The organism is Sphingobium boeckii, assembly GCF_014199215.1.
Lineage (GTDB): Bacteria > Pseudomonadota > Alphaproteobacteria > Sphingomonadales > Sphingomonadaceae > Sphingobium_A > Sphingobium_A boeckii.
Window position 1 is genome coordinate 168,501 of record NZ_JACIJC010000003.1, and the last position, 25,078, is coordinate 193,578.

The 25,078-nt window shown below is 62.6% G+C and carries 22 protein-coding genes; 6 read left to right on the top strand and 16 right to left on the bottom strand.

The window, feature by feature from the left end:
* Window positions 1–2: 2 nt before the first annotated feature.
* The gene (gene budC / locus FHS49_RS09340) at window positions 3–788 is read left to right on the top strand and encodes a meso-2,3-butanediol dehydrogenase (RefSeq protein WP_184017736.1); all 786 of its coding nucleotides are present in this window, start codon (window positions 3–5) and stop codon (window positions 786–788) included.
* A gap of 57 nt (window positions 789–845) precedes the next feature.
* Here the strand turns inward: budC and FHS49_RS09345 are convergent, their stop codons facing one another.
* The 8 genes from FHS49_RS09345 to FHS49_RS09380 all read right to left on the bottom strand — a co-directional run bounded on the left by FHS49_RS09345 (window position 846) and on the right by FHS49_RS09380 (window position 11,117).
* The gene (locus tag FHS49_RS09345) at window positions 846–1,646 is read right to left on the bottom strand and encodes an enoyl-CoA hydratase/isomerase family protein (protein WP_184017738.1); all 801 of its coding nucleotides are present in this window, start codon (window positions 1,644–1,646) and stop codon (window positions 846–848) included.
* Complete coding sequence (locus FHS49_RS09350) at window positions 1,637–2,716, bottom strand: phosphotransferase (RefSeq protein ID WP_246350542.1); 1,080 nt, start codon at window positions 2,714–2,716, stop codon at window positions 1,637–1,639. The genes FHS49_RS09345 and FHS49_RS09350 overlap by 10 nt, the downstream gene beginning before the upstream one ends.
* The gene (locus tag FHS49_RS09355) at window positions 2,713–3,897 is read right to left on the bottom strand and encodes an acyl-CoA dehydrogenase family protein (protein WP_184017742.1); all 1,185 of its coding nucleotides are present in this window, start codon (window positions 3,895–3,897) and stop codon (window positions 2,713–2,715) included. Before FHS49_RS09355 ends, FHS49_RS09350 begins: the two co-directional genes overlap by 4 nt.
* Before the next feature lie 39 nt (window positions 3,898–3,936).
* Complete coding sequence (locus FHS49_RS09360; protein ID WP_184017743.1) at window positions 3,937–5,040, bottom strand: NAD(P)-dependent alcohol dehydrogenase; 1,104 nt, start codon at window positions 5,038–5,040, stop codon at window positions 3,937–3,939.
* A gap of 23 nt (window positions 5,041–5,063) precedes the next feature.
* Window positions 5,064–5,858: an SDR family NAD(P)-dependent oxidoreductase gene (locus FHS49_RS09365; protein ID WP_184017745.1), complete on the bottom strand. Its 795-nt coding sequence runs from the start codon at window positions 5,856–5,858 to the stop codon at window positions 5,064–5,066.
* A complete protein-coding gene (locus FHS49_RS09370) occupies window positions 5,858–6,274 on the bottom strand; it encodes a GFA family protein (protein ID WP_184017747.1) in 417 nt (138 codons plus the stop codon). Before FHS49_RS09370 ends, FHS49_RS09365 begins: the two co-directional genes overlap by 1 nt.
* 86 nt (window positions 6,275–6,360) lie before the next feature.
* Window positions 6,361–8,622, bottom strand: coding sequence for a TonB-dependent receptor (locus tag FHS49_RS09375; protein ID WP_184017749.1), 2,262 nt, complete (start codon window positions 8,620–8,622; stop codon window positions 6,361–6,363).
* A 257-nt stretch (window positions 8,623–8,879) separates the two neighbouring features.
* Window positions 8,880–11,117: a TonB-dependent receptor gene (locus FHS49_RS09380; protein ID WP_184017751.1), complete on the bottom strand. Its 2,238-nt coding sequence runs from the start codon at window positions 11,115–11,117 to the stop codon at window positions 8,880–8,882.
* Window positions 11,118–11,402: 285 nt separating this feature from the next.
* Between FHS49_RS09380 and FHS49_RS09385 the strand changes: the two genes are divergently transcribed.
* The 4 genes from FHS49_RS09385 (at window position 11,403) to FHS49_RS09400 (ending at window position 14,762) form a co-directional block, all read left to right on the top strand.
* The gene (locus FHS49_RS09385) at window positions 11,403–12,143 is read left to right on the top strand and encodes a GntR family transcriptional regulator (protein WP_184017753.1); all 741 of its coding nucleotides are present in this window, start codon (window positions 11,403–11,405) and stop codon (window positions 12,141–12,143) included.
* Between the two features lie 100 nt (window positions 12,144–12,243).
* Window positions 12,244–12,564: an EthD family reductase gene (locus tag FHS49_RS09390; protein WP_184017755.1), complete on the top strand. Its 321-nt coding sequence runs from the start codon at window positions 12,244–12,246 to the stop codon at window positions 12,562–12,564.
* 17 nt (window positions 12,565–12,581) lie between these two features.
* Window positions 12,582–13,766, top strand: a complete 1,185-nt coding sequence (locus tag FHS49_RS09395; protein WP_221240457.1) for an Rv3169 family protein — start codon at window positions 12,582–12,584, stop codon at window positions 13,764–13,766.
* A 12-nt stretch (window positions 13,767–13,778) separates the two neighbouring features.
* A complete protein-coding gene (locus FHS49_RS09400) occupies window positions 13,779–14,762 on the top strand; it encodes a phosphotransferase family protein (protein ID WP_184017757.1) in 984 nt (327 codons plus the stop codon).
* A gap of 154 nt (window positions 14,763–14,916) precedes the next feature.
* Here the strand turns inward: FHS49_RS09400 and FHS49_RS09405 are convergent, their stop codons facing one another.
* Genes FHS49_RS09405 through FHS49_RS09420 form a run of 4 tightly spaced genes read right to left on the bottom strand, consistent with a single transcriptional unit; the run spans window position 14,917 to window position 18,407 of the window.
* Entirely contained in the window at window positions 14,917–15,330 is a 414-nt protein-coding gene (locus FHS49_RS09405; protein WP_184017759.1) for a biotin/lipoyl-containing protein, read from the bottom strand.
* Window positions 15,327–17,045 carry a pyruvate, phosphate dikinase gene (locus FHS49_RS09410; RefSeq protein WP_184017761.1) on the bottom strand — a complete coding sequence of 573 codons (1,719 nt, stop codon included), beginning with the start codon at window positions 17,043–17,045 and terminating at the stop codon, window positions 15,327–15,329. Before FHS49_RS09410 ends, FHS49_RS09405 begins: the two co-directional genes overlap by 4 nt.
* A gap of 4 nt (window positions 17,046–17,049) precedes the next feature.
* A complete protein-coding gene (locus FHS49_RS09415; protein ID WP_184017763.1) occupies window positions 17,050–17,655 on the bottom strand; it encodes a hypothetical protein in 606 nt (201 codons plus the stop codon).
* Window positions 17,652–18,407, bottom strand: a complete 756-nt coding sequence (locus tag FHS49_RS09420) for a PEP-utilizing enzyme (RefSeq protein WP_184017765.1) — start codon at window positions 18,405–18,407, stop codon at window positions 17,652–17,654. The genes FHS49_RS09415 and FHS49_RS09420 overlap by 4 nt, the downstream gene beginning before the upstream one ends.
* Window positions 18,408–18,561: 154 nt before the next feature.
* Here FHS49_RS09420 and surE point away from each other — a divergent pair, with 154 nt between their 5' ends.
* Window positions 18,562–19,344 carry a 5'/3'-nucleotidase SurE gene (gene surE / locus FHS49_RS09425; RefSeq protein WP_184017767.1) on the top strand — a complete coding sequence of 261 codons (783 nt, stop codon included), beginning with the start codon at window positions 18,562–18,564 and terminating at the stop codon, window positions 19,342–19,344.
* 124 nt (window positions 19,345–19,468) lie between these two features.
* Here the strand turns inward: surE and FHS49_RS09430 are convergent, their stop codons facing one another.
* From FHS49_RS09430 to FHS49_RS09445, 4 genes are read right to left on the bottom strand one after another with little or no spacing between them, the layout of a single operon-like run.
* Window positions 19,469–20,695 (bottom strand): thiolase family protein, encoded by a 1,227-nt coding sequence (locus FHS49_RS09430; protein WP_184017769.1) that lies wholly within the window; start codon window positions 20,693–20,695, stop codon window positions 19,469–19,471.
* A complete protein-coding gene (locus FHS49_RS09435) occupies window positions 20,695–22,245 on the bottom strand; it encodes a class I adenylate-forming enzyme family protein (RefSeq protein ID WP_184017771.1) in 1,551 nt (516 codons plus the stop codon). Before FHS49_RS09435 ends, FHS49_RS09430 begins: the two co-directional genes overlap by 1 nt.
* A 3-nt stretch (window positions 22,246–22,248) precedes the next feature.
* Complete coding sequence (locus FHS49_RS09440; protein ID WP_184017773.1) at window positions 22,249–23,706, bottom strand: pyruvate carboxylase; 1,458 nt, start codon at window positions 23,704–23,706, stop codon at window positions 22,249–22,251.
* Window positions 23,707–23,710: 4 nt separating this feature from the next.
* Window positions 23,711–25,078: an acetyl-CoA carboxylase biotin carboxylase subunit gene (locus FHS49_RS09445; RefSeq protein WP_184017775.1), complete on the bottom strand. Its 1,368-nt coding sequence runs from the start codon at window positions 25,076–25,078 to the stop codon at window positions 23,711–23,713.

The following is a 25,078-nucleotide window of genomic DNA, read 5'->3' on the forward strand; positions in this document are numbered from 1 at the left end:
GCATGGCGAATGCCACGAGACTTCAAGGCAAGGCCTGTGTCGTCACGGGCGGGTCCGCGGGGATCGGCCTCGCCATCGTCCGCCGCCTGATCGACGAAGGTGCGCAAGTGCTGTTTTGCGGACAGAATGACGAGAGCGGGGCCGAGGCCGAACGTGGCCTTGATAGCGCGGACGCGCATTTCATGCGGGCAGACGTGGGCGAGGAAGCCGATGTCGCGGCGCTGATCGCCGCGGCAGTCGAACGCTTCGGCAAGCTCGATATCCTCGTCAACAACGCCGCCAAGGCTGCGGTCGATCTGATCCCCGATCTCAGCACCGAGGATTGGCGGCGCAGCACCGCGGTCAATCTCGACTCCGTCTTCTTCACCTCGCGCGCCGCCATCCCGCATATGCGCGCCAATGGCGGCGGATCGATCGTGAACATCGCCTCCATCTCGGGATTGGCGGGCGACGGTGCCTATCCATCCTATTGCGCGCAGAAAGGCGCGGTGATCAATCTCACGCGCGCGATGGCGGTCTATCATGCGCGCGAGAATATCCGCATCAACGCGCTGTGCCCCGGCTTTATCGAAACCCCTGCGACCGATGCGTTCAAGGCCGTGCCCGGCCTGCTGGAAGACTGGTTCGCCTCGATCCCGGCGCAGCGCCCCGGCCGTCCGGAAGAGATGGCGGCGATCGTCGCCTTCCTCGCCTCCGACGACGCCAGCTATGTCCATGGCACGATCATGGTCGCGGATGGCGGGGTGACCGCCTCCACCGGACAGCCGACGCAGGTGCCGCTCGGCTGATCGCCCTCAACAAGTTTCTCCCGACTGGACCGATGGCGACACCGGTCCTTTTCTTGTTCAGGCCGGTCCGTTCTGGAAATCGGGTTTACGGCGTGCGAGAAAGGCAGTGACGCCTTCGCGGCATTCGCCGGTGCCGCCGCTGGCGGTGATCGCACGGGTCTCGCGCTCAAGATGCCCTTCGAACGGACCGTCGAAACTGGCCAGTAACAGGCTGCGCGCCGCGCCGATCGCGGCGGTGGGCGCGGCCGTCAGGATCGCAGCCTGTTTCGCGCCTTCGCCGGCCAGATCCGCATCCTCCACCATCCGGCTGACCAGCCCGATCGCAGCCCCCTCTTCGGCCGAGACACGGCGATTGGCGATGATCATCTCCTGCGCCTTGCGCATACCCACCAGCCGCGGCAGATGCCATGACATGCCGCCATCGGGGCTCAGGCCGACGCTGCCATAAGCCGCCGTGAAATGCGCCGTGCGCGCCGCGATGACGATATCGCCTGCAATCGCAAGGCTCAGCCCTGCCCCCGCCGCCGGGCCATTGACCAGCACCAGCAAAGGTTTCGGCATCCGCATCAGCCGCGCCACCGCCATGTGCAGCGTGCCGGCAAGTTCACTGAGAAAAGCGGGCATTTGATCGCCCGCCCCGGCGAAGGCACCGATATCCCCGCCACCGCAAAAGAGCTTACCCGCACCGGTCAGCACGACGCAACGGATCGCGGCATCCGTGTCGCAGCGGATCGCCGCCTGCAGCAGCGCCTGCGCGAGTGGCAGATCGACCGTATTGCCCGCGGCCGGGCGGTTGAGCGTCAGCGTGGCGATCGCGCCATCGACGGAGACCAGAACGGGCGCATCGCTCACCGGCAATCCTCCATCGCCTTGCGCGCCAGAGCGGCCAGCACGGGAAAGCTCGCAGCGCGTTCCTGGGCATGAGCCGACGCCGCGGTGCCACGCGCCACGCGGCCCTTGATCCCGTGAAAGATCGCGGCCAGCCGGAAATAGTTGAACGCGATGTAAAAGCCCCAGCCGGGAATCGAATCCCGCCCGGTGCGCTGGCAATAAGCGGTGACATAATCCTGTTCGGACGGGATATTGAGCGCCTCCAGATCAGCGCCCGCCAGCCCCGCCACGATCGCCGGCGGCATCTGATACATCATCGCGTGATAGGCGAAATCCGCCAACGGATGCCCCAATGTGGAGAGTTCCCAGTCAAGCACCGCGATCACGCGCGGTTCGCTGGGGTGGAAGATCATATTGTCGCAACGGAAATCACCGTGCACGATGCTGGTCTCGTCGCCATCGGGAATATGCGCAGGGAGCCATTTCACCAGCCGGTCCATATCAGGATTGCGGCCGGCATCTCCGTCTTCCAGATATTGCCGCGTCCAGCGCCCGATCTGGCGTGCGAAATAATTGCCCGGCTTGCCATAATCTTCAAGCCCGATCGCCTTGTAATCCACACCATGCAGCCGCGCGATCGTGGCGTTCATCGCATCGAAATAGGCGGGGCGTTCATCCCGCGAGACGCCGGGGAAGGTCGCGTCCCAGAAGATCCGCCCCTCCACCATTTCCATCACATAGAACCAGCTTCCCAGCACGCTGTCGTCGGTGCACAGGCCGTAGATCTTTGCGACCGGAAAGCCCGTTTCGCCAAGCGCGCTCAGCACGCGGGCCTCGCGCTCCACGGCATGGGCACCCTTCAATATTTCGCCCGGCGGCTTGCGGCGCAGCACATAGCTGCGTCCCGGCGTCACGAGCTTGTAGGTGGGGTTGGATTGCCCGCCCTTGAACTGCTCGACGCTGAGCGGCCCGGCATAGTCAGCGACATGCGTCGTCATCCAGGCCGCGAGCGCGGCCTCGTCGAACCGGTAAGCCTCGCGCACTGCGGTGGTGCCCGCATTGGCGTCCTGCCCGAGGGCGCTGGTCTCTGCGCTCATGCGTGTGCCTTTTTCCAGTCGCGCTTGATCTTCTTGGCCAGACTCCATTTGTGCACCTCGGTCGGGCCGTCATAGATCCGGAAAGCGCGGATCTCGCGGAACACCTGCTCCACGATCGTATCGCTGGTGACCCCGCTGCCACCCATCACCTGAACGCATTTGTCCGCCACGCGCATCAGCGCCTCGCTCACCGCGACTTTCGCCATCGAGCTTTCCGCCGTGCCGAGCGCGCCGGTATCGAGCACATCGGCGCACCAGTCGATCATCAATTCGGCCTGTTTCAGATCGATCATATTTTCCGCCAGCATGAAGCCGACGCCCTCATGATCGATCAGCGTCTTGCCGAAGGCCTGCCGCCGATTGGCATAATCGTTCGCGATCTCGTTCGCGCGGATGCACGCGCCCAGCCAGCGCATACAGTGAGAGAGCCGCGCGGGGGCGAGGCGTACCTGCGCATATTGAAAGCCCTCCCCCGCCTGCCCCAGCATCTGATCGGCGGGCACGCGGAGATTGTCGATGCGGACCACCGCATGGCCGCCGGGCATGGAGCTGTCGATCGTATTGGGCACATGCTCGATGGTGATTGCGGGATCGGGCAGATCGACGAGGAACATGCACGCCCCCTCCTCCGCCCTGGCCATCACGATGCCCATGTGTGCGCCGGCCGCGCCGGTGATGAAGGCCTTGCGCCCGTTGATCACCCAATGATTGCCGTCGAGCTTGCACATGGTCTGCATCATCGAAGGGTCAGACCCAGCACCGCCTTCCGCCGCCGGTTCGGTCATGAAGAAGGCCGAGCGCGCCTGGCCTTCGATCAGGGGTTGGAGGAATTTCGCCTTGATCTCGTCGCTGCCCACCTTGCCGAGCAGATACATATTGCCTTCGTCGGGTGCGGCGGTGTTGCACGCGAGCGGCCCCAGTGGCGAGAGGCCGGTGCGCGCCAGGACGATCGCGGTCTCGCGCTGCGAGAGATGGCGTCCATCGGGCAAAATATGCGGCGTCAGCACCCCGGCAGCCCGCGCTTTCTCGCGGAGTTCGGTCACCAGTGCATCGGTTGGGCAATCATGATGATCGCGGCGATCATCCTGTTCATAGGGGACGACCACATCGCGCACGAAGCGCTCGACCTTGTCTGCGATGGCCAATGTGGCCTCCATGCCAATGCCACTCTCATTGCTCATTGTGACGACTTTCTCGGATTGCGCCTGATGGGAGCGATTTCATGGGATCAATACCGCCTTGATGCAATCGCCGCGATGCTGCGCCGCGACGGCCTGATTAATCTGTGTCAGCGAAAACGTCGCGATCAGCCTGTCGAACGGGAAACGCCCCGCCCGGTGCAGCGCGATCAATTCGGGAATGAAGCCGTGCACATCGCTATCCCCCTCGATGATCCCGATGATGCGATGGCCATAAGTGATGAGCGAGGCGAGATTGATCGCCACGCTGCTCTCCGGCCTGGGCGGAATGCCGACCAGCCCGAGCATCCCATGGCTCGCCAGCGCAGCTAGTGCCGATTCCACCACGGCTTCCCGCCCGCTCGTCTCGAAAGCGAAGTCCACGCCATCGGGCAAGATCGTGCGGATCGCCGCGGTCACATCGCCCGCTGCCGGATCGATCACATGCGTGGCACCCAGTTCCAATGCCATCGCGCGACGGGCTTCCACCGGTTCCACGAGCATGATCGTCGCGCATTGCCGGATCACCGCGCCCATGACCGCGGCCAGCCCGACCGGCCCGCCGCCGAAGATCGCGATGCTGCTGCCGGCGGGACAGGCGAGCGAGCGCATCACGCCCCCCGCCCCCGTCTGCAGTCCGCAGGCCAGCGGCCCCAATATCTCGAGCCGGATGCCATGCGGATCGATCTTCACCACATTGCGCTCATGCGCCAGCGCGAAGCTGGCGAAGGAGGATTGGCCGAAGAAATTGGCGGAGAGCGGTGCGCCGTCGAGGCTCAGCCCCGAACTCCCGTCCGGCCGCACCCCGGCATAATTGAGCGCGGGAAATTCACGGCAATAAGAAGGCAGATTTTCATCGCAGCGCGCGCAATGCCCGCAACTGCTGAAGCCGATGACCACGGCGTCGCCGGGCTTTACGCTGGTGACGGCCGCGCCAACCGCCTCGACGATCCCAGCCCCCTCATGGCCCAGCACGGCGGGCAATGGCACCGGGATGAACTGATCGCGCGTCACCAGATCAGTATGGCACAGCCCGACGCCTGCAATCTTCACGCGCACTTCATGGCCGCGCGGTGCTTCGATCTGCACCGGCTCCACCGTGAAATCCGCATGAGGCGCGCGGGCGATCGCGGCGATGATATCCATAAACAGGGCGTCCTTCGAACAGCTCAGACCGCGGTATATCCGCCGTCCGCAATGAATTCCGATCCGGTGATGAACGATGCGGCATCGCTTGCCAGGAACGCCACCAGCGGCGCGATATCCGCCGTGCCGCCCAGCCGCCCCATCGGGATCATCCGCGCCCAGGCCGCCAACGCTTCTTCGGGCGGGATCAGATGGCCATCCGCATCGCGCGGCGGATCCCAGCGCGCGCCCAAATTGGTTGCCACCGGGCCGGGCATCACGGTGTTCACGCGGACGCCGGTCAACGCCATCTCGCTCGCCACCGCCTTGGACAAAGCCCGCACCGCGCCCTTGGTCGCGCTGTAAGCGGCATATTCAGCGCCCGCGACCTTGCCGTAAACCGACGCAATATTGACGATGGATGTCGTGGCCGCGCCTTTGGACAGTGCAGCACGCATCGGCGGCAAGGCACCTTGCATCCCCAGATAGACGCTCTCCACATTGATGCGCATCTGCCGCCGGAGGATCTCGATCCCGGCATCGGCAAAGGGCTTGGCCATCATGATCCCGGCATTGTTCACCAGGATATCGAGCTGGCCATAGTCACGCTCGACCGCCGCAAACACCGCCGTCCAATCCGCCTCGCTCGCCACATCATGACGGTGCGGGGTCGCGCCTTCCCAGGCCGCCGCCGCGGTTTTCAAACCCGTTTCATCGATATCGGTCACGATCAGCCGCGCGCCCAGCGAATGGAACAGCCGGGCTGTTTCCTGCCCGATGCCCGATGCCGCGCCGGTCACGATCGCGACCTTGCCGTTGAGGGTGAAAAGCGAGTCCATCAGCCGTCGTCTCCGATATTCGATCTGGAAAATTGCTGCGCACCGACGAGTGCGGGGATCCATGGCAGCCTGCCGTCGCAATAGGCTTCGAGCGCGGGGGTGAATTGCGCGAACCCGTCGAGCGTGCCCGCTTTAACGATGATGAAATCCGGCATGGCTTCGGCAATCGACACGATCGGCGAACCGCAATCGGGGCAGAAATGGCGCGCGACCTTTTTGCCGCTATCGCCGATATCATCGAAAACCCTGGTGACGCCCTGTTGCTGAAAGCCGTCCGCTGCAACTGCGCATACGACCGAGAAGGCGCTACCGCCCTGCTTCTGGCAATGGCGGCAATGGCACACCGCCGTCACCAGAGGTTCGCCGGAGAAACTGTATCTGATGTTGCCGCAAAGGCATCCGCCTTCATTGAGCATGGCTTTCGCTTTCCGGCCTGTTTGTCTGAAGAAAAAGCCGGCCTGCGGAGCATCATCTCTCCGCAGGCCAGTCAGGGGGCGACCGATCAGAATTTATAACGTGCCGTCACGCCATAGGTCCGGGGCGGCGAATGCAGCATGTAATCATAGCCAAAGGCATCCCGCAGATTGAGGCCATACATGAAGATTTTCTTGTTCAGCAGGTTCGTGGCCCAGGCACGGATCGAAAGCTGTTGTCCCTCCCAGCCTAGGGTGGCGTTCACCTTGAAATTGCCCGGCGCATTCAGATTGAAATTGCCGTTTTCATCGTTGAACGGGGAGAAAAACTGCTTGCTGGTATAGACCACGTTCGGGGAGAATATGATTTCGCCCGACCCCAATTGGGCCAGCGTCCAATCGGCACCGGCATTGATCGTCACCTTGGGCGCGTTGGGCAGATTGTTGCCGTCCAGATTGACGCCGGACAGCGTGAGCTTGTCATAAGTGGCGTCGAGATAGGTGAAGGCGACATTGGTGCGGAGCGACGGGATCAGGCGGGCGTTGATTTCAAGCTCGAAGCCCTTGATCGTCGATCCCGGCGCCGTGCGGATAAAGCCCGTGGTGCCGATCACCTCGTTCAACTGCTGGTTCTTATATTTGGTGTAGAACGCCGCAGCCGTCAGGTTGGCGCGGCCGTCGAGGAATTTGGTCTTTGCGCCGACCTCGAAAGCATCCACCTTTTCGGGCACCACGAAATCGATCGGATTGCCGGCATAGAATTGGCTGGCGAAGGATCCGGCGCGATAGCCGCGGCTGTAGTTGGCGAACAGCATCGCGCCGCCGTCGAACGTGTAATCCAGCCCGAATTTCCCCGTAAGACGACTGCTCTTGCGCCGTTTCGACGCTTCGGGGGTGATCACGCCAGCCGGCGAGATCGAACCGTGCGTGAAGGTGATCGAGGCCGCATTCGGATCGGTTGGATTAAAATCGTAGGTCGAGAATGTCGGCGATGTCACCGGATCGGCAAAGGTCGTCAGGAACGAATAGGCTTCGCTATGCTCGTTGGTGTCCTTGGTATAGCGCAGGCCCGCCGTCACGCCCAGATGATCGCCGATCTTCTGGTTGATCTGTGCGAACGCCGCGTATGAATTCCGATCCTGCTTATAATGCTGATAGAAATACAGCGTGCTGACGAGACGGTATTTATCGACATTGTTGATCGTGTCCCAGCCATAATAGACGCCCGCCTGGATGTTGGTGTTCTCGGCGTCGTAAGCCAGCTTCACTTCCTGGTTGAACTGCTTGTAGACATCGCCGTAATTGGTCTGGAGAAAGCCGACCACTGGCGTGCCCGAGCCTTCCTGCGTCAGATTCTGCTTCGACCAGTCATAAGCCGATAGCGACTGGATCGAGAGCGTGTCGCTCAGCTCGTAATTGATGTTGAACTGCACGCCGGCATTGGCGATGTCGTTAAAGCCGAGATCGGGCTGGTTGGTCTCGAAGAAGCTGAGGTTGTCGTTCGCGCGGTTGTAATTCGATGGCCCGCCCACCTGCTGAAGATGGAATGCCGCCGCCTGGGTGGGCTTGCCCTTGCTGCCCGTGAATTTCAGGAACATGTCCAGCCGGTCCGTCGGTTTGGCGCGGATGATCAGGCGTCCGGCGATCGAATCCTTGGAATTGGCATCGGGCTGTCCGGGGAAGATATTCTTTACGAACCCATCGGCCTCGACATAATTGACCGAAGCGCGGAAGCCGAGCTTGTCGTCGATCAGCGTGCCTTCGATCGCGCCCTGCCCGCGCACTTCCTGAAAGCGGCCATAGCCCGCCTCGACATAGCCGGTCGTCCCGCCTTCGAGGCTGGGTTTGACCGAAATGAAGTTGATAGCGCCGCCCGTGGTGTTGCGGCCATAGAGCGTGCCCTGCGGACCGCGCACCGCTTCCACACGCTCCAGATCGAACAGTTGAAGCCCGTGCATCGTGCGCGCGGAGAGATAATTGTCGTCGGTGTAGACGCCCACGGGCGACACCTGGTTCGCGCCATATTCGTTGCCCACGCCGATGCCGCGCATCGTGAAATTGGGCTGGGCATCGCCAAAGGCGCTGGTCACCTGCAGCGAGGGAACCGAACCGCTGAGGCCGATCGCCTGCGTGATCCCCTGGCGTGACAAATCTTCGGGCGTGATCGCCGAAACCGCGACCGGAACACTCATCAGCGATTCCGAACGGCGCTGCGCCGTGACGACGATATCGGCGATGCCGGTATCGGCCACCGTCTCTTCGGCCGCCGCCATATCCTGCGCATAGGCAGGCATGGAACCCATCATGGCCGCACTGAAGCAGACGCCCGTCAAGAGCTTGATCTTGGTCATTATATCCCCTCCTTTATCATTCTGATCATTTATGATCTTCGAGAATTCCGTGACGGTTGAATTGTGCTTTTTGGTCTCCAAAATCCGTCAAAATGGATTGTATTGGGTGCCCCGTAACTGTCCAATCGAGACTGGCCGCGCATTCATAGGGAATTGGGATATAACGCCGGTTTTCGCGGCAGGAATGGACGCCCCGTGTCGCGTCGGGATCATCAGGCTCCCGTCATCGGGGCCGGCCGTTCCTGCCGCGCTGCTCATCAATATTTATAGCCCAGCGTGATGCCATATGTGGCCGGGCGCGCGGCATAGCGCACCACCGTATCCTGGCCGGCGACCACGTTATTCCAATAATATTCGTTGGTGACGTTCTTGCCCCAGAGCATCACTTTCCAGCGATCGTCCGCGCTTTCGAGACCGAATTGGAGATCGACCAGCGCATAATCGTCAATCGCGTAAAGCGGGGTTTCGCCAACGATCGCATTGGTGGCGCTGCGATAGGTGAGCTGGGTGCCACCGAACAGGTTCACGCTATCCGACATGGGAATATCGAAGCGCATGTTGGCCGATCCCTGCCATTTCGGCGTGAAGGGGACGCTTGATCCGGCGAAATCGGCGGTCACGCCGCCCGCATTCACGCCGATATACCGATCGATTTTGCTATCGATATAGGTCATTGCAAAGCCAAAGCTGAGGCCGGTCACGGGCCGCGCCTGCAGCTCGATTTCAGCGCCCTGAAGATGCGATTTCGGGATGTTGATGATCGCATCGAGCACGCCGAAGGTGCCGTCGATCAGCTTGGAACGAAGCTGCTTGTCCTTATAGTCCATGTAGAAGACCGCACCGTTCAGCGACACGCGGCGATTGGCCGCCTGCAGCTTGAAACCCGCTTCATAATTCAGGATCGATTCCTGCACCGCGGGCGCATATTGCACCTGGGCAGAGGCATTGATGTTGCCATAGCCGCCGGCCTTATAGCCCTTGGCGACATTGGCGTAGAGCAGCAGATTGTCACTCGCCTTGAAATCCAGGCCGCCGCGCCAGGAAAGATTGTCTTCCTTCAATTCGCCGGTGAACAGGCCGGTCTGGAAGTTCGCATCGAGCGCGAAGCAATCATTGATGCCAAGCGGCGGATTGAGCCCGAAAGCGGCGTTGAAGAAAGCCGCGGTCAGCCCGTTGCCGCCATCATGATTGCAAATGTCCGCCGTGCGCCTGCTGTCGGTATAGCGCAGGCCGGCCTTGACGGTCAGCTTGTCGCCGAGATCCAGCTCGCCATTGCCGAAGGCCGCGATGTTGCGCATCTTCTGGTCGCTGTAATTCTCGCTGGTCGTGATGCCATAATTGAAGAAGGCCGAGGAATCGTCATAGGTGAGATTTTCCTGATAATAGACCTTGTCGCGACTGTAGTTCGCGCCGACGATCCAGCGGAAACCGCTGTTTGCGCTATTGGCCAGGCGCAATTCCTGCGAGAAGCTGTCGATGCGGCCGATGAACAAGGGCAGATCGATATCCTGCAGATTCATGCCATCCTGATCCATTGCGCCGCGTTCCTTGAACGAGACGTAGGATGTGATGGAGGTCAGCGAGATATCGGGCACGAATTCCCAGTCGGCGCGGAGCGATGCCTGACCCAGCTTGCGGTTCATATACATGCCGTTTTCCACTGACCAATCGGCCGCGCGCGGCGTCAGCGGCGAGCGCGGATAATCGCGCACCGGCTGGGTATTGGAAATCGCCTGTTCGTTGAACGCCAGATATTGGACCGCCTGCGGATCGCTCTTATCCTGCCAGGCATTCAGATTGAGCTCGAATTTGAGCGTATCGCTGGCATCCCAATCGACCAGCAGACGGCCGGCCAGTTCGCGGGTGCGGCCATTCTCGTCATCGCGCGTATAGCTCTTCTGCCAGGGGCCACCCCGCGAGCCACGGACCGCGAGGCGGGCGCGGATATCCTGCCCCAAAGGTCCACTAATGAAGGCGCTGCCCGTGAATGTGTTGAAGCGGCCGTAGCTGGCTTCAACCCCGGCCGACAGATCGGAGGTCGGCTTGGCGGCGATATAGTTGATCGCGCCGCCGGTGGAATTCTGGCCAAAGAGCGTGCCCTGCGGCCCTTTCAAAACCTCCACCCGTTCAAGATCGAACGCGGTGAGCGATGTCAGGATCGGAAAGGGCAAAGGCACCTGATCAATATAGACGCTGGTCGTGGGGTATGAGCCGAGCGACGTATCGTAAAAGCCGACGCCCCGCAGCGTATAGACCGGGGTGTTGTTCGCGCTGTTGGTGAAGGTGAGGCCCGGAACGGCCTGCGCGATATCCGCGGGAGACTGGATCGCGCGCTCGCTCAGCATATCCGACGTCACCGCCGAAATGGTCAGGCCGACCTTGCTCAACGACTGCTCGCGCTTCTGCGCCGTCACGATGATATCGCCAACGCCGGTATCGGACGCCGCGACTGTCGCGGCCTCCTGATCTTCAGCGGCGACCGCTTGTGTGGCCATGGCCAACAGGGAACAGCCGGCAAGGCGGATAAGGATTCTGGATGCTGATCTGGACATGCTCTTCTCCCGGTTTCGCCCGCTTTGAGCAGGTCGTGTCGTCGGTGCGGGCCGCTTGATACGGCCCGCCCATCACCGTGCTCTCACAATTCCCGATGCCCGTCAACATTGTTTGACGATTTCGTGTGATGACAACGCCCGATCATTCGATCGGGCGAAAATTGCCGAACGCATAGACGTTCGTGCTCGATCAGGTTAAATGCACATCAAATGTGAGCGGGATACATCATGGCAACCAAGAGCGTGTCGAAGGCAGGATCAGCGGCAGAACCGATTGCGGTTTCGGGTGAAAAGCGCGCCGCCACGGCCGCAGACAGCGCGATCGACAAAGTAACGGACGCAATCATCCAGGGCATCCGTTCTGGCGTATTCGTGCCGGGCCAGCATCTTCTGGAGCCGGATCTTACCCGGCGGCTCGGCATCAGCCGTGGTTCATTGCGTGAAGCGCTGAAGCATCTGGCCGCCGCCGGCATCGTGACGCTCAACCGCTATCGCGGTGCCTATATCGGCATATTGGGCCGCAAATCGGTGCTCGATCTGCTCGATACGCTGGAGCCGCTGGCGCGCCTCGCGGCACGCCTCGCCGCCGGAAACTGCGTCTCGCCCGCGGATCAAAAGCGGATGCAGACCGCCGCCAACATGATCGAAGCGGCCGGGCGCGGCGGCAATCGCGCGCAATATATGGAAGACCGTCGTCATTTTTACGACACGATGATCGATCTGGGCGGCAATCGTGAACTCGAGCGCGTGATCCCCCTCTCGCGCACCGATCTGTTTCGCGCGCAGGTTGAACGCGTCCAATCGGAAACCCAGCGGCAGCGTCATGTGTCGGGCTATGGCAAGATTGCCAAGGCCATCATCGGGCAGGATGCCGACGCCGCCGACCGTGCGGTGAAACGCCATTTCGATGGCACGCGAAAGACGATGGAAGAATTGCCGGAGGACGCCTTTCCTCAAGAGGATTTCTGATCCCGGCCTGCTGGCTCGATCATTTAGCTAGACGAAATCGTCCGACACATTTAGCCTGCTGATCAGACCTCGACGAATCGGGGCTTGGCGGGAGAGTGATGTGCTACGCGTATCGGCGGTCTATCCGAACACGTCCGGCAGCCATTTCGATGGCGGCTATTATGTGGCCACGCACACGCCCTTTGCCGAAAATCTGCTGCGCCCCCATGGTTTGAGGGGGCTGCGCATCACGCTGGGCGCTGAAAGCCTGGACGGCGCGCCGCCGCCTTATTGGGCGATCGCCGAAATGCTGTTCGAGAGCCGCGCGCATTTCGATGCCGCGATGGCCGCGTGCGGCGCGGCGCTGTTCGAAGATGCCCCCCATTACACCAATGCCACGCCCGCGCTGCAGATCAGCACGCTCGGCGGGGACACCGCATAACGATCCTGGAGAGACTGATGAGAAATTTCGCACGCAACCAGATGGATGATATTGGCCAGTTGATCGGCCTGGACGAATTGCTGAACCACCAGATCGTCGACACCTTCGCGTCCACCGCAACATCCGAGCAGAGCTGGACCGAGAAGATCTGGTCCGCGATGGTCCGCAAGGATGGCACGCTCTCGATCGATTTCGGCCTTGGCCGCTATCACAATCGCGGCGTGATGGATGGCTGGGCCGCTGTGTCGCGCGGCAGCGAACAATGGACCGTGCGCGCGAACCGTGAACTGCGGGACGATCCCACGATCACCAGCGTCGGCCCGCTCACCTATGAGATCATCGAGCCGCTGCACAAGGTGCGCTACGTTCTGGCAAAGAACGAGCATCAGCCGATCGCCTATGACATCACTTTCACGTCCGCCATGCCGCCCTTCTTCGAAGACCGGCACAAGCAGCGCGAGCAGGATGGATTCCGCATCGGATCCGATGTCATCCGTTATCATCAGATCGGCACGCCTTCGGGCTGGGTCGAGATCGAGGGCGAACGGATCGAGGTGAAGCCCGAGGAATGGACCGAATATCGCGATCATAGCTGGGGCACACGCCTCGACGTGGGCGCGCATAATCCCGATGTCCGTCCCAGCTCCGATTTCGGCGACGTGAAATTCGGCGAAGGCGAATTCGTGCTCGTCTGGAGCCCGTTCATGCTCACCGCGCCCAATGGCGAGAGCCACGCCTATCATTTCTATTACATGGCCAAGCAGGGACGCATTTTCTATTCGTCGGGCTATCGCAATTATCCCGATGGCCGTCAGGAAAAGGTGGCCCGCGTGCGCCCCGAACTGCGCTATGACGACAAGACCCGCCGTCTGCTGGGAGGCCGCGTCCATTTCGACATGATGCAGGGCGGATCGCATACCGTCGAGGTCGAGGTGATGGGCACGTCCGGCGTCCATCTGGGGCCGGGCCTGTATCTGGGCTTCGATGGCAAGAAACATGGATCGTGGAAAGGGCCGCTGGAGGTGGAAGGCGAACGCTTTGCCGACACGCTGGACGTGCCGACTTTGCGCCGCATCCGCCAGCTCCGCGATTGCCCGATCCGGGTGACCGAGGGCGATGCCACCGGCTATGGCATCATGGAAACGATCATCCATGGCGCGCATCCCGAACTCGGCCTGACGGCCGAAAACTCCCTGACCTGAAGGACGCAAAGCATGGCGCGGGATACGGAGAGACTGGCATCGGGCCTGCGGGCCTATCTGGATCGGGGGCGCGGCATCACCGGGGTAAAGACGCTCTCGGCCGGGCATTCGAACGAAACCTATCTGGTCGAGGGGTTGCAGGAAATCCTGCGGATGCCGCCTTCGGAAGAAGGATTGCTGCCGCCCTATGACATGGCGCGGCAGCACGCGATCCTCTCCGCGGTGAAGGCGCACGCGCCCGCCGTTCCGCTGCCGGGGATGCTCGAATTATGTACGGATCCCGATGTGATCGGCGATCCTTTCTTCCTGATGGAATGCGTGGCCGGCGAAGCGTTCGAATATGTGACGCCCGACTGGGTGAAGGCCGATCCCGTCGCGGTGCCCGAAAGCATCTGCCGCCAATGGTTCGACGCGTTGATCGGGCTTCACACCATGCCCGTCGCGCATATGCCCGCGGGTTCCCGCACCGTGGAGGAGGAAGCGCAACATTGGCTCGATGTCGCGCAATCCGCCGAAGCCACACAGGATCTGATCGAGGTTCTGGACACTCTGGTCAAGCATCCGCCGCGCCCATCCGGCGCACCGACCCCGGTGCATGGCGATCCCAAACATGGGAATTGTCTATGGCATGAGGGGCGGCTGACCGCCTTTCTCGATTGGGAAATGTCGCGCATATCAGAGCCTATGCTCGATCTGGGCTATATCCTGATGTTCCACGATCAGGGGGACGCCTCTCTGGCCGATGCCGGGTTCGAACTCCCCGGCTGGTGGTCCCCCGAACGGATGATCGGCGAATGGGAAAAGGGCGTTGGGCGCAGCGCGATCGATGCGCATCGCTATGCCGTATTGGGTCAGGCGAAGGTCGCCGCGATCATCGCGCTGGGCGCTTATCTCTTCACCAGCGGCAAGACCAATGATGCGCGGTTCGAAGCGTTCGGCGCGGTGCTTCCGGCCTATACCAAGCTGCTGGTGAAGCGCGCGATGGTGGCGGGTTGATTGGACTGCTATCACCACGCACTCGCCGTCATGCTGAACTTGTTTCAGCATCTATTTCAGAGTCGCGGCCAATGTGCGGGTGGACGAATGGATGCTGAAACAAGTTCAGCATGACGATGAATTGGTGGGAGGAGCGGCGTAAGATCGCCCCCGATCAATGCGTCGCAATAATCGTCACGATCGGTGCGCCATATTCCAGCAATTGCCCCGGCTGCGCGGCGACATCCTGGATGAAGCCGCGCTGTTCGGCGACCAGATCGATGCTCTCGCCCAGCAATTCGATGCGCGCCACATGGTCGCCCACATCCACCGCACTGCCCGGCGCGATCGCCGAGACCATGGAGGCGATGTGCGGGGCGGCGATGATCGTGCGCGCGCCTGGCATTCCCGCTGCTTCTGCCACGGGCACCACGCCCGCCCGGACCACGCTCCCGCGCAACGGATTCACCTGTCCCGCATGGCGCGCGATGAAGATCGCAAAATCGCCGCTGCGCACATGGATATCGCCATAGCCCGATTGCTGGAACATCCGCAGCAGCGCGCGCGTGGTATCGATCGTATCGCTCATGCAGCCTCTCCCAATACGGCCAGCAGGGCGGGCAAGACGGGTTCGGTCACGATGGTGTGCACCCCCTGCGCCTGCGCGATCCGTGCGGTCTCCGGATTGGCAAGCGCCAGCCCGCGCGCAACGCCCGCGCCTTTCAACAGACCCGGCAGGATATCCATATCGCCGGCCGCCAGTGGCTCATCGACATCCACATAATCCGATATGCCGCCGGCATCGCCGGGCCGGATCACCTGCACGCGGCTGCGTTCGCCCGCCCATGCGATCAGCTTGGACAGCAAGGGATCGCCGCGCTCGTCGGGGATCTCCACCGCAAGTGCACCCGCATAGACGATCCCCGTCGCCCCATCCACGGTGGCGATCGCGCCGGGCAACAATGCAGTGCCTGCGCCGATGCCGACCACGCAGGGCCGGCCCAGCGCGCGGCTGACCACGGCGGCATGGGAGGTCGATCCGCCCTGTTCTGTGACGACCGCGCGCGCCGCGATCATGCCGTGAATATCATCCGGGCTGGTGGTGGCACGCAGCAATATGATCGCTTCGCCGCGCGCCGCACGGCGCTCCGCCTCATCCGGATCGGTGACGACCACGCCGGTCGCGACACCGGGGCAAGCGCCCTCCCCCTGCGCCACGATCTGGCCAGCCTCTGCCGCGCCATTGACCAGGCGGGGCAGCAACAGGGATTTGACCTGCTCGGCGCTCACCCGTGTCAGCGCCTTGTCCACATCGATCATGCCTTCGTTCACCATCTCCACCGCCGTGCGCACCGCCGCATCGGGCGCGCGCTTGGCGGAGCGCGATTGCAGCAGATAGAGCGTGCCGGATTGCACGGTGAACTCGATATCCTGCATGTCGCCATGTTCCTGCTCGAGCTGTTCGGTGGCGTGCATCAGCGCTTCATAAGCGGCGGGATCGAGATCGTGCATCGCCTCCAGCGCGAGCGGCGTGAACTTGCCCGAGACGACATCCTCGCCCTGCGCACGCGGCAGATATTCGCCATAGGGCAGGCGCGCGCCGGTCAGCGGATTGCGGCTGAATACCACGCCGGTGCCGCTGCGCTCATCGAGATTGCCGAACACCATGGCCTGGATCGTGACCGCCGTGCCCAGATCATGCGCGATATTGTTATGATCGCGGTAGCGCTTGGCACGGCGCGTGTTCCAGCTTTCGAACACCGCGCGCACCGCACCCGTCAGGCATTCGCGCGGCGTTTCCGGCACAGCCAGATGCGCGCGCCATGCCGCCGCCTTGTCGCCCGGCGCAAGCTCCACCGGCGATTTCAGCACGATGGCGGCATAAAGCTCGAGGAAGCGCCGGTGCGTATCATGCGCGAAATCGGGCAGACCGGTTTCGGCGGCGAGCGCAACTTCCGCTGCATCGTTCATGCCCAGATTGAGCACCGTATCCATCATGCCCGGCATCGAAATCGCAGCACCCGAGCGCACCGACAGCAAGAGCGGCTTTTCGCTTCCGCCGAAAACGCGACCGGTCTGTTCGTTCAGCCAGAGCAGGCCTGCATGGATTTCCTCGACCAGCCCTTCGGGAAATGCGCCATGTTCAAGGAAGGCAAGGCACGCCTGGGTGGTGATCACGAAGGCGGGCGGAACAGGCAGACCAAGCCCGCGCATACGCGCGATCGACCAAGCCTTGCCGCCGATCAGCGACTTTTCGGGAAGAGTGGTGCCATCCAGCCGGATGGTCCAGCGCGTATCGGTCATGTCATTATTCCTCGCGCACCTGCCCCATGATGCGGAGCAGATCTTCATGCAGTTCGAACCACATTGTGTGATAGCTTTCGCGCCGGATATCGCTGACCCATTCATGATCACCATCCTCGGCGGATTCGAGCGCGGCGAGCAGCTTCTGGCTATAGATCGCCAGCCGCGGCAGCCCCTTGGCCAGCGCCGCCAGGATCGGCTCCACCTGCTCATGCACATCGCCCAGCCGGTCGATCACAGCGTCGTCATGCGCAGCATCGCTATGATCATTGGCCACTTTCGCACCGCCGATCGTGATCGTCTGCCAATCGGTGATCACCTGTTTCAGCGTGCGATTGATGCGCTCGAACGCCTCATAGGCCGAAACGAACGCCGCATCCTCGCGCAGGCCGCCGAAATGCAGGCCATAGCGCGCTTCCAGCGCCACGCGCGTCAGCGGCCCCAGCGCAAAGGCACCCTTGGCCTCGATCGCCCGCCCTGTCGCCACCGCAGCGGCCAACTGCGCCGAGACGCGCGCTTCGGGCAGGCCGATCAGTTCGGCGATGGCCGCGGCCCCGGCATGACGCTTGATCGCCGCGCCGTGAAACACCAGATCGCGTTCGTCCATCATGCCGCTTCTCCCGCGCGGCGCAGCCGCCAGACGCGGGCGACCCGATCGATCCCCTGCTGATAATCCTCGGTGGTCTTTGCAGCCGCACTGGATTCGATCACCACCCGGTCGCCCTCCTGAATGCCCGCGATCTTGGCGTTCATCACGCAGGGAATGTTATATTCGCGGGTCAGGATGCCCAGATGCGACCGCACCGTGCCGCCCGCGCAGATCACGCCGGCGAACTGCTCGATGATCGGCGCGGTCAGCGTGCCACCGGAATCGTCGATGATCGCGATCGTGCCTTCGGGCACGCCATCGGTGAGATAGGCCAGCACGCGTTGGTTGGTCCGGATGAAATGCGCGGTGCCGCTGATATCGCGATCATGGCGCACCACATTGTCACCCACACCCGCCAGCGCGCGCCCATCGCCATCCAGATCGCCCTGCGGCGCATCGGGGTGCGAAAAGCTCTCGTCGCGCTGGCCCTGATCGCCGCGCGGCTTGTAGATGTCTGGGCGTTCGTCGGCTGAAATGCTGGCGGACCAGTCGAAGCGATGCCCTGTCGCCAGGATGCGCCGCTCCACCGCAGCCAGATCATCCCGCGTCAGTGCCGCATCGGCATCCGCAAAGCGGAAATCCTGCCAGGGCTTGCCCGAATCGGCGAAGCGGGCGCGCATGATTTCCTGCACCAGGCTGAGCGTGGCCTCCACCAGCGCCGAGGCCGGCGGATTGGCTTTCCGCGCGCCATCGATGGGCAATTGTGCCCGCATCCCATCTTCTCCCAATCTGCTTTTATTGTCCGTGAATGTGACGCGGCGCGCCACGCATGTCAAGCATGTGCTAGATGAAATCGTCCGACGATATTGACGGGCATTCTGCGATCACCTAGGATCAGCCGCATAAGAACAGGCTTTGGAGAGATGCGTGAAACACAACCCTGCCCCCCGGGTTCTGATCGTCAATGATGATGGCATCGACGCGCCCGGCATCGTCCTGCTCGAAGAAATCGTGCGCGGCTTCACCGATGATATCTGGGTGGTCGCGCCCGATGAAGAGCGTTCCGGCGCAGGGCATTCGCTGTCCTTGTCTCACCCGATCCGCATCAAGCAACGTGACGAGCGGCATTTCGCGGTGAAAGGCACGCCCACCGATTGCGCCTTGCTCGGCGTCTATGAACTGCTCGGCGACAAGCGGCCGGATATCTTGCTTTCGGGTATCAATCGCGGCCCCAATCTCGCGGAGGACATCACCTATTCCGGCACCGCCTCCGCCGCAATCGAGGGTGCGATGCTGGGCATCCCGTCCGTCGCCTTGAGCCAGGTCTGGAGCTACCAGACCCCGGTGCATTGGGACACTGCGCGCCAATATGCCGCACCCGTGATCGCGCGTCTGCTCGCTATGGAATGGCGGCAGGGCACATTCGTCAACGTCAATTTTCCGCATTGCCCGGTGGAGGATGTGACCGGGGTGCGCGTCACCACGCAGGGAATGCGCCCGCCCGGATCCTTCCGTCCGATCCCGCGCATCGATGAACGCCATGTGCCCTACTACTGGATCAAGATCGCTTTCCCCGATGGCGGCGCGGCGGAGGGCAATGATCTGGCGGCGGCGCGCGACAATGCGGTGTCGATCACGCCGATGCAGCTCGACATGACCGCGCATGATCTGATGAGCGATTTCCGCAGCGCATTCGACGAAGTGGGGTAGTTCAGACAAGCCCCTAAACCGTCATCCTCGCGAAAGCGGGAATCCCGCTTCTACCTTTTCTTCTGACAGCCCGCCAAAGAAGCGGGATTCCCGCTTTCACGAGGATGACGGTGGGCGCGGCGACCTAGACCTTCGCCAGAATCGTCACGGCGGACAACCCGTCCTCGACCCCGTAAAACCCGCCCGAATTTTCGGCCACGGCCAGCCGCGCGCCGTCCACCTGACGCGCCCCGGCCTCGCCGCGCAATTGGGTGACCAGTTCGTGGATCTGGCCGATGCCGGTCGCGCCGAGCGGATGCCCCTTTGACACCAGCCCGCCCGAGACATTCACCGGGATGCGGCCGCCCAGCGCGGTTTCGCCGCGTTCCGCTGCCGGACCCGCCTCGCCCGCCGCGCACAGGCCGAGCGCTTCCACCTGGATGATCTCGCCCGAGGAGCTGGCATCGTGCACTTCGGCCAGATCCATATCTTCCGGCCCGACGCCCGCTTTCTCGAAGGCGCGCGCCGAAGTGATTTTCGTGACATGGCAATCATAGGCATCAGGTGCGCGGTCGCGACCGCTCTGCTGTTCGGCGGCCAGCACGCGGATGCCGCGCGCCCCTGAAAAACGCGCCAGCATCTCGGCCGAACAGACGATCGCAGCGGACGCTCCATCGCTGATCGGCGCGCACATCGGCACGGTGAGCGGCCAGGCCACAGCGGGCGCGGCCATGATCTGCGCTACGCTCATCGCCTCGCGATATTGCGAGCGCGGATTGAAGCGCGAATGATTATGGTTCTTCGATGCCACCGCCGCGATCTGCTGCTGCGTGGTGCCAAAAGTTGCCATGTGCAGCCGGGCCTGCGCGGCATAGGCCTGCATCATGATATTGGGTCCAGGGCCATCCATCCCTTCCGGGGCAGCGGCGAGCATCCCCTGCGTGCGATCGAGATAGCCCTGCGCCACCAGCGCATCCAGAGGCTGCTGGAACACCGCGAACCTCTTGGCGCGATCATCGCTGTAGAGTTTCTCCACCCCCACCACGAGCGCGACATCCACCAGCCCGGCGCGCACATAATCGATCGCGACATGCAGCCCCACGGTGGAGCTGGCGCAGGCGGCCTCCACATTCATCACCCGCACGCCCTCAATCCCCATCGGGCGCAAAGCATATTCGCCGGGGATGGACATTTCGCCCGCGAAAAAGCCCTGAATCACATTGGCATAGATCGCCATGCCGAGATCGCTCGCCGTGGCACCCGCGTCCTGCAGCGCCTCGGTCACCGCCAGCCGCGCAAGATCGCTGTGGTTCTTGTCGAGATGACGGCCGAAGGGCGTCATGCCCACACCCGCGATAAAGGCTTCGCGCATCAGATCACCTTCCCGGCTTGGACCCAATAGGGTTTGCGGAGTTCCGCGCGGGAGACCTTGCCCGCATTGGTGCGCGGCAGGCTTTCGACCTGCTCGATCCTTTTGGGTGTCTTGACCGGACCCAGCGCATCGCGCGCGAACATCATCAGATCAGCCAGATCGCATTGCGCGCCCGCACGCGGCTCCACGAACGCGATCACCGCCTCGCCCCATTTCTCGTCGGGAATGCCGATCACCGCGCAATCCTGCACGGCCTCATGCGCCAGCAGCGCCTTTTCCACTTCGGCGGGATAGACGTTGAACCCACCCGAAATGATCATGTCTTTCTTGCGATCGACCACGTAGAACCAGCCGTGCTCATCTCGGACGCCGATGTCGCCGGTATGGTGCCAGCCGAAAGTGGACACCTCCGCCGTCGCTTGCCGGTTCTTGTAATAGCCCGCCATCACCAGCGGCCCGCGCACGACGATCTCGCCGCGTTCGCCGGGCGGCAGGATATGGCCTTCGTCATCCATGATCTCGACGATGGAGAGCAGATTGGGTCGTCCACAACTGCCCGGATGCGCCAGTTCGCCTTCCGCATTCAGATGCTCGTGCGGCGGCATCGCGGTAACGCACATCGGCGCTTCGGTCTGCCCGAAGCTGGCATTCATCACCGGCCCGAAGATGCGGATCGCCTCCTTCAGCCGGTCGAGCGACATCGGCGCGCCGGCATAGGATATATATTCGAGACTGGAGAAATCCGCACGCTCCACGCCGGGATGCGCGAGCAGCATGTAGATCGCTGTCGGCGGCAGGAACATATAGGTCACGCGATGCCGTTCGATCGCGGCGATCACATCGGCGGGATCGAATTTGGGCAGGATGACGACCGTGCCGCCCAGCGCCATGCTGGCGAGCGCCAGCGGCCCTGCCGCATGGGTCATGGGCGCTGCGACCAGATTGACCGGCGGCACCTTCATCGGCATCGACGCGACCAGGCTGGATACCAGCGCCTGCCAGTTTCCGTTGCTCAGCATCACGCCCTTGGATCGCCCGGTGGTGCCGCCCGTATTGGCGAGGAAGCCGAGTTCGTCAGGCGCGCCGGTGCGGCGTTGCGGTGCCGCCGCGCCATCGGCGACCACCCGGTCCTCAAGGAAGAAATCCGCTTCGGGAAAGGGCCGATCGAGCGCGATATAGCGGCGGATGCGCGGGCAACCCGCGCGGAAGGCCGCGATCCGGCCTGCCACCTCGGAATGCACAAACAGCGTATCCACATCGAGCAGATCGAACAGGTCGGCATTTTCCGCCACGCTCGCGCGGTTGTTCGCCATCGCCCAGACGCCATCGGCGCGCAGGATTCCGAGCACCGCTTCAAAGGCCACCATCGCATTGCCGCTCAGCACCGCACCATGCGCGCCCGCGGCAAAGCCGTCGGCGATCAGCAGATTGGCGATGGCGTGGGTGCGCGCGGCCACATGGGCATATGTTTTCTCAACATCGCCCGCGATCATGCACGGACGATCGTGCGCGATGCGTGCGCCACGGTCGAAATAGTCGATCATCCGCATGGGTCAGCGCCGCAGCGTGAAATCTAGCTCGCTCGACCGGACCTGCACCAGCGGCGCGGTCGCCATCTTGATCAGGCGCTGGACACGATCGAATTCGGGCGAGGACAGGGTTGGATAATCCTTCTGCACCGGCCCGGCCAGCCGCATCCGATCGATATCGGACGCGGGCACCAAAGCGCGCAGGATCAGTTCGTCATCATCCTCCCCCGTGCCATGGCGGCGGCGGAGCTCCGCCAGATCGGGCTGTTCGGGCGGATAGGCCAGAATTTCCTTGGCGCGCGGCTTGGACATGATCTGATCCATCACATTCGCGTCGATCGGCGCGACAGGATCGCCATAATAGCCCGCGGCATATTGGATCACTTCATCGGGCACGACCGAATAGCGCTTGCCCGTGACGATGTTCAGCACGGCCAGCGTGCCAACCAATTGCGCAAAGGGCGTCGCCATGCCGGGATAACCCAGCTCGCGCCGCACCGTGGCCACTTCGGCCAGCACCGCGGGCAATTTATCGAGCATATTCTGCTGCACCAATTGAGCGCGCAACGTGCCCATCATGCCGCCCGGAATCTGGTGCTTCAGCGCGGTCACGTCATATTCGAAATGCTGGTTGACCAGGAACCCCGCCGCCTTGCCCACGCGCTCGAAATGTTCAGCGACGGGGGGCAACAGGCTGGTGTCGATATTATGCGTATGCCCCATGATCTCGACATTCTTGGTCATGATCTCGATCGAGGGGATGGACGGGCCATTGGCCATCGGGCGAACGGCGGTGTGCAACACGGTCACGCCGAATTCGATCGCGTCCATATAGGATTTGGCGGATTGGCCGAGCATGTTGTTGGCGTGCATCTCGATCGGCTTGCCGCGCGCTTTCGCGACGATCGCCGGCACCAGGGTTGAGATGCGATCGCGATCGAGCACGCCGCCGGTATCATAGAGCAACAAGCTGTCTACCTCGGGCAATGCGGAGAGCTTGTCCGCCTTGTCCGCATAATAGGCATCGTCATGCACCGGGGAGAGCGTGAAGAGCATCGTGCCCGCCACCTGGCAGCCATGGCCCTTGGCGATCTTCGCCAGCCGGTGCATCTTGTCGATATTGAACAGAACGTCATACAGCCAGAAGCTGCGGATGCCGTGCACGCACAGGCGATCCACCCACAGATCCATCAGCACATCGGGCGTGAAGCCGAACGTCACCGAGCCATTGGAGCGACAGCCTGCACGCAGCGGCGTATTGGGCATTGAGCCGATCAGCAGATCGAGCCCCGCCCAGGGATCTTCCTGGCAATGGCGGGTCAGCACTTCGAACAGCGAAGACCCTGCCAGGCTGATGATATTATAGCCCGTCTTGTCGATGATCGGGGACACCGGCAGCGCCATGCCCGCCTGCATCCGCATCCCCCACAGGCTCTGCTGCCCATCGCGCATCGTTTCATCGAGAAAGGTGATATGAGCCATGGGCTTACTCCGGTGAGGGAACGCCGTCGGCGAGCAGAATTTGCTCCAGCCAGCGTGTGTGGATGCGATTGGCGATGAAATCGGGGTGGCGCACGATCGCGCGGTGAAGATCGATCGTGGTCGGCACGCCCTCCACCTTGAAACTGTCGAGCGCGGTCGTCAGCTTCGCCACGGCGTCGGCGCGATCCGTGCCATGAACGATCAATTTGCCGATCATGCTGTCATAAAAAGGCGGGATCACCGCGCCTTCGCTCATATGGCTGTCGAGACGGACGCCGTCGCCTTCGGGTGGTCGCCAGCCCGTGATGCGGCCGGGCACGGGGATGAAGCCCTTGCCCACATCCTCGGCATTGATCCGGCATTCGATTGCATGACCCGTCATAGCGATATCGTCTTGCGACACGGAGAGCGGCGCACCGCCGGCGATGCGGATCTGCTCCTGCACCAGATCGAAGCCGGTCACCATTTCGGTAACGGGATGCTCCACCTGGATGCGGGCATTCACCTCGATGAAATAGACTTCCTGCCGCGCAACATCGTAAAGAAATTCGGCAGTGCCCGCGTTGCGATAATTGACGCTGGACGCCAGCGCGACCGCGGCTTCATGCAGTTGCTTGCGGACTTGATCGGGCATTGCCGTGCACGGCGCTTCCTCGACGAGCTTCTGATAGCGGCGCTGCACCGAACAATCGCGTTCGCCGAAATGAACGACCTTGCCGGTGCCGTCGCCCATGAGCTGGACCTCGACATGCCGCGCCTCGGGCACGAAGCGCTCCATGAACAGCCGGCCATCGTTGAACGCCGCCTGCGCTTCGGCGCTGGCTTTGTGAAAACCGGCCTCCGCTTCGTCGCCATTGTTCGCGATCACCATGCCACGCCCGCCGCCGCCGGCCGAAGCCTTGAGCAACACCGGATAGCCGATGCGATCGCCCTCGCGCCGTGCATCGGCTGCGCTGGCGATTTCCTCGCTGCCCGGCACCAGCGGCACGCCTGCCGCCTTGGCCATGGCGCGCGCCTGCAATTTGTCGCCCAGCGCATCGATCATGTCCGGCTCCGGGCCGACAAAGGCGATGCCGTGTTCGGCGCACAGCCGGGGCAGGATAGAGCGTTCGGAGAGGAAACCGTAGCCCGGATGCAGCGCATCGCATCCGCTCGCCTTGGCGGCATGAACCACCAGCCGGGGGTCGAGATAGGATTTCGCCGCAGGACCGGGGCCGATCACCAGGGTGCGATCGGCCAGCCGCGCCGCCGCGCTATCCTGATCCGCCTCGGACACGCCGATGACGGTTTCGACATTCAGCCCCTGCGCCGCGCGGACGATCCGCAGGGCGATCTCCCCGCGATTGGCGATGAAAAGACGCGATACAGCCAT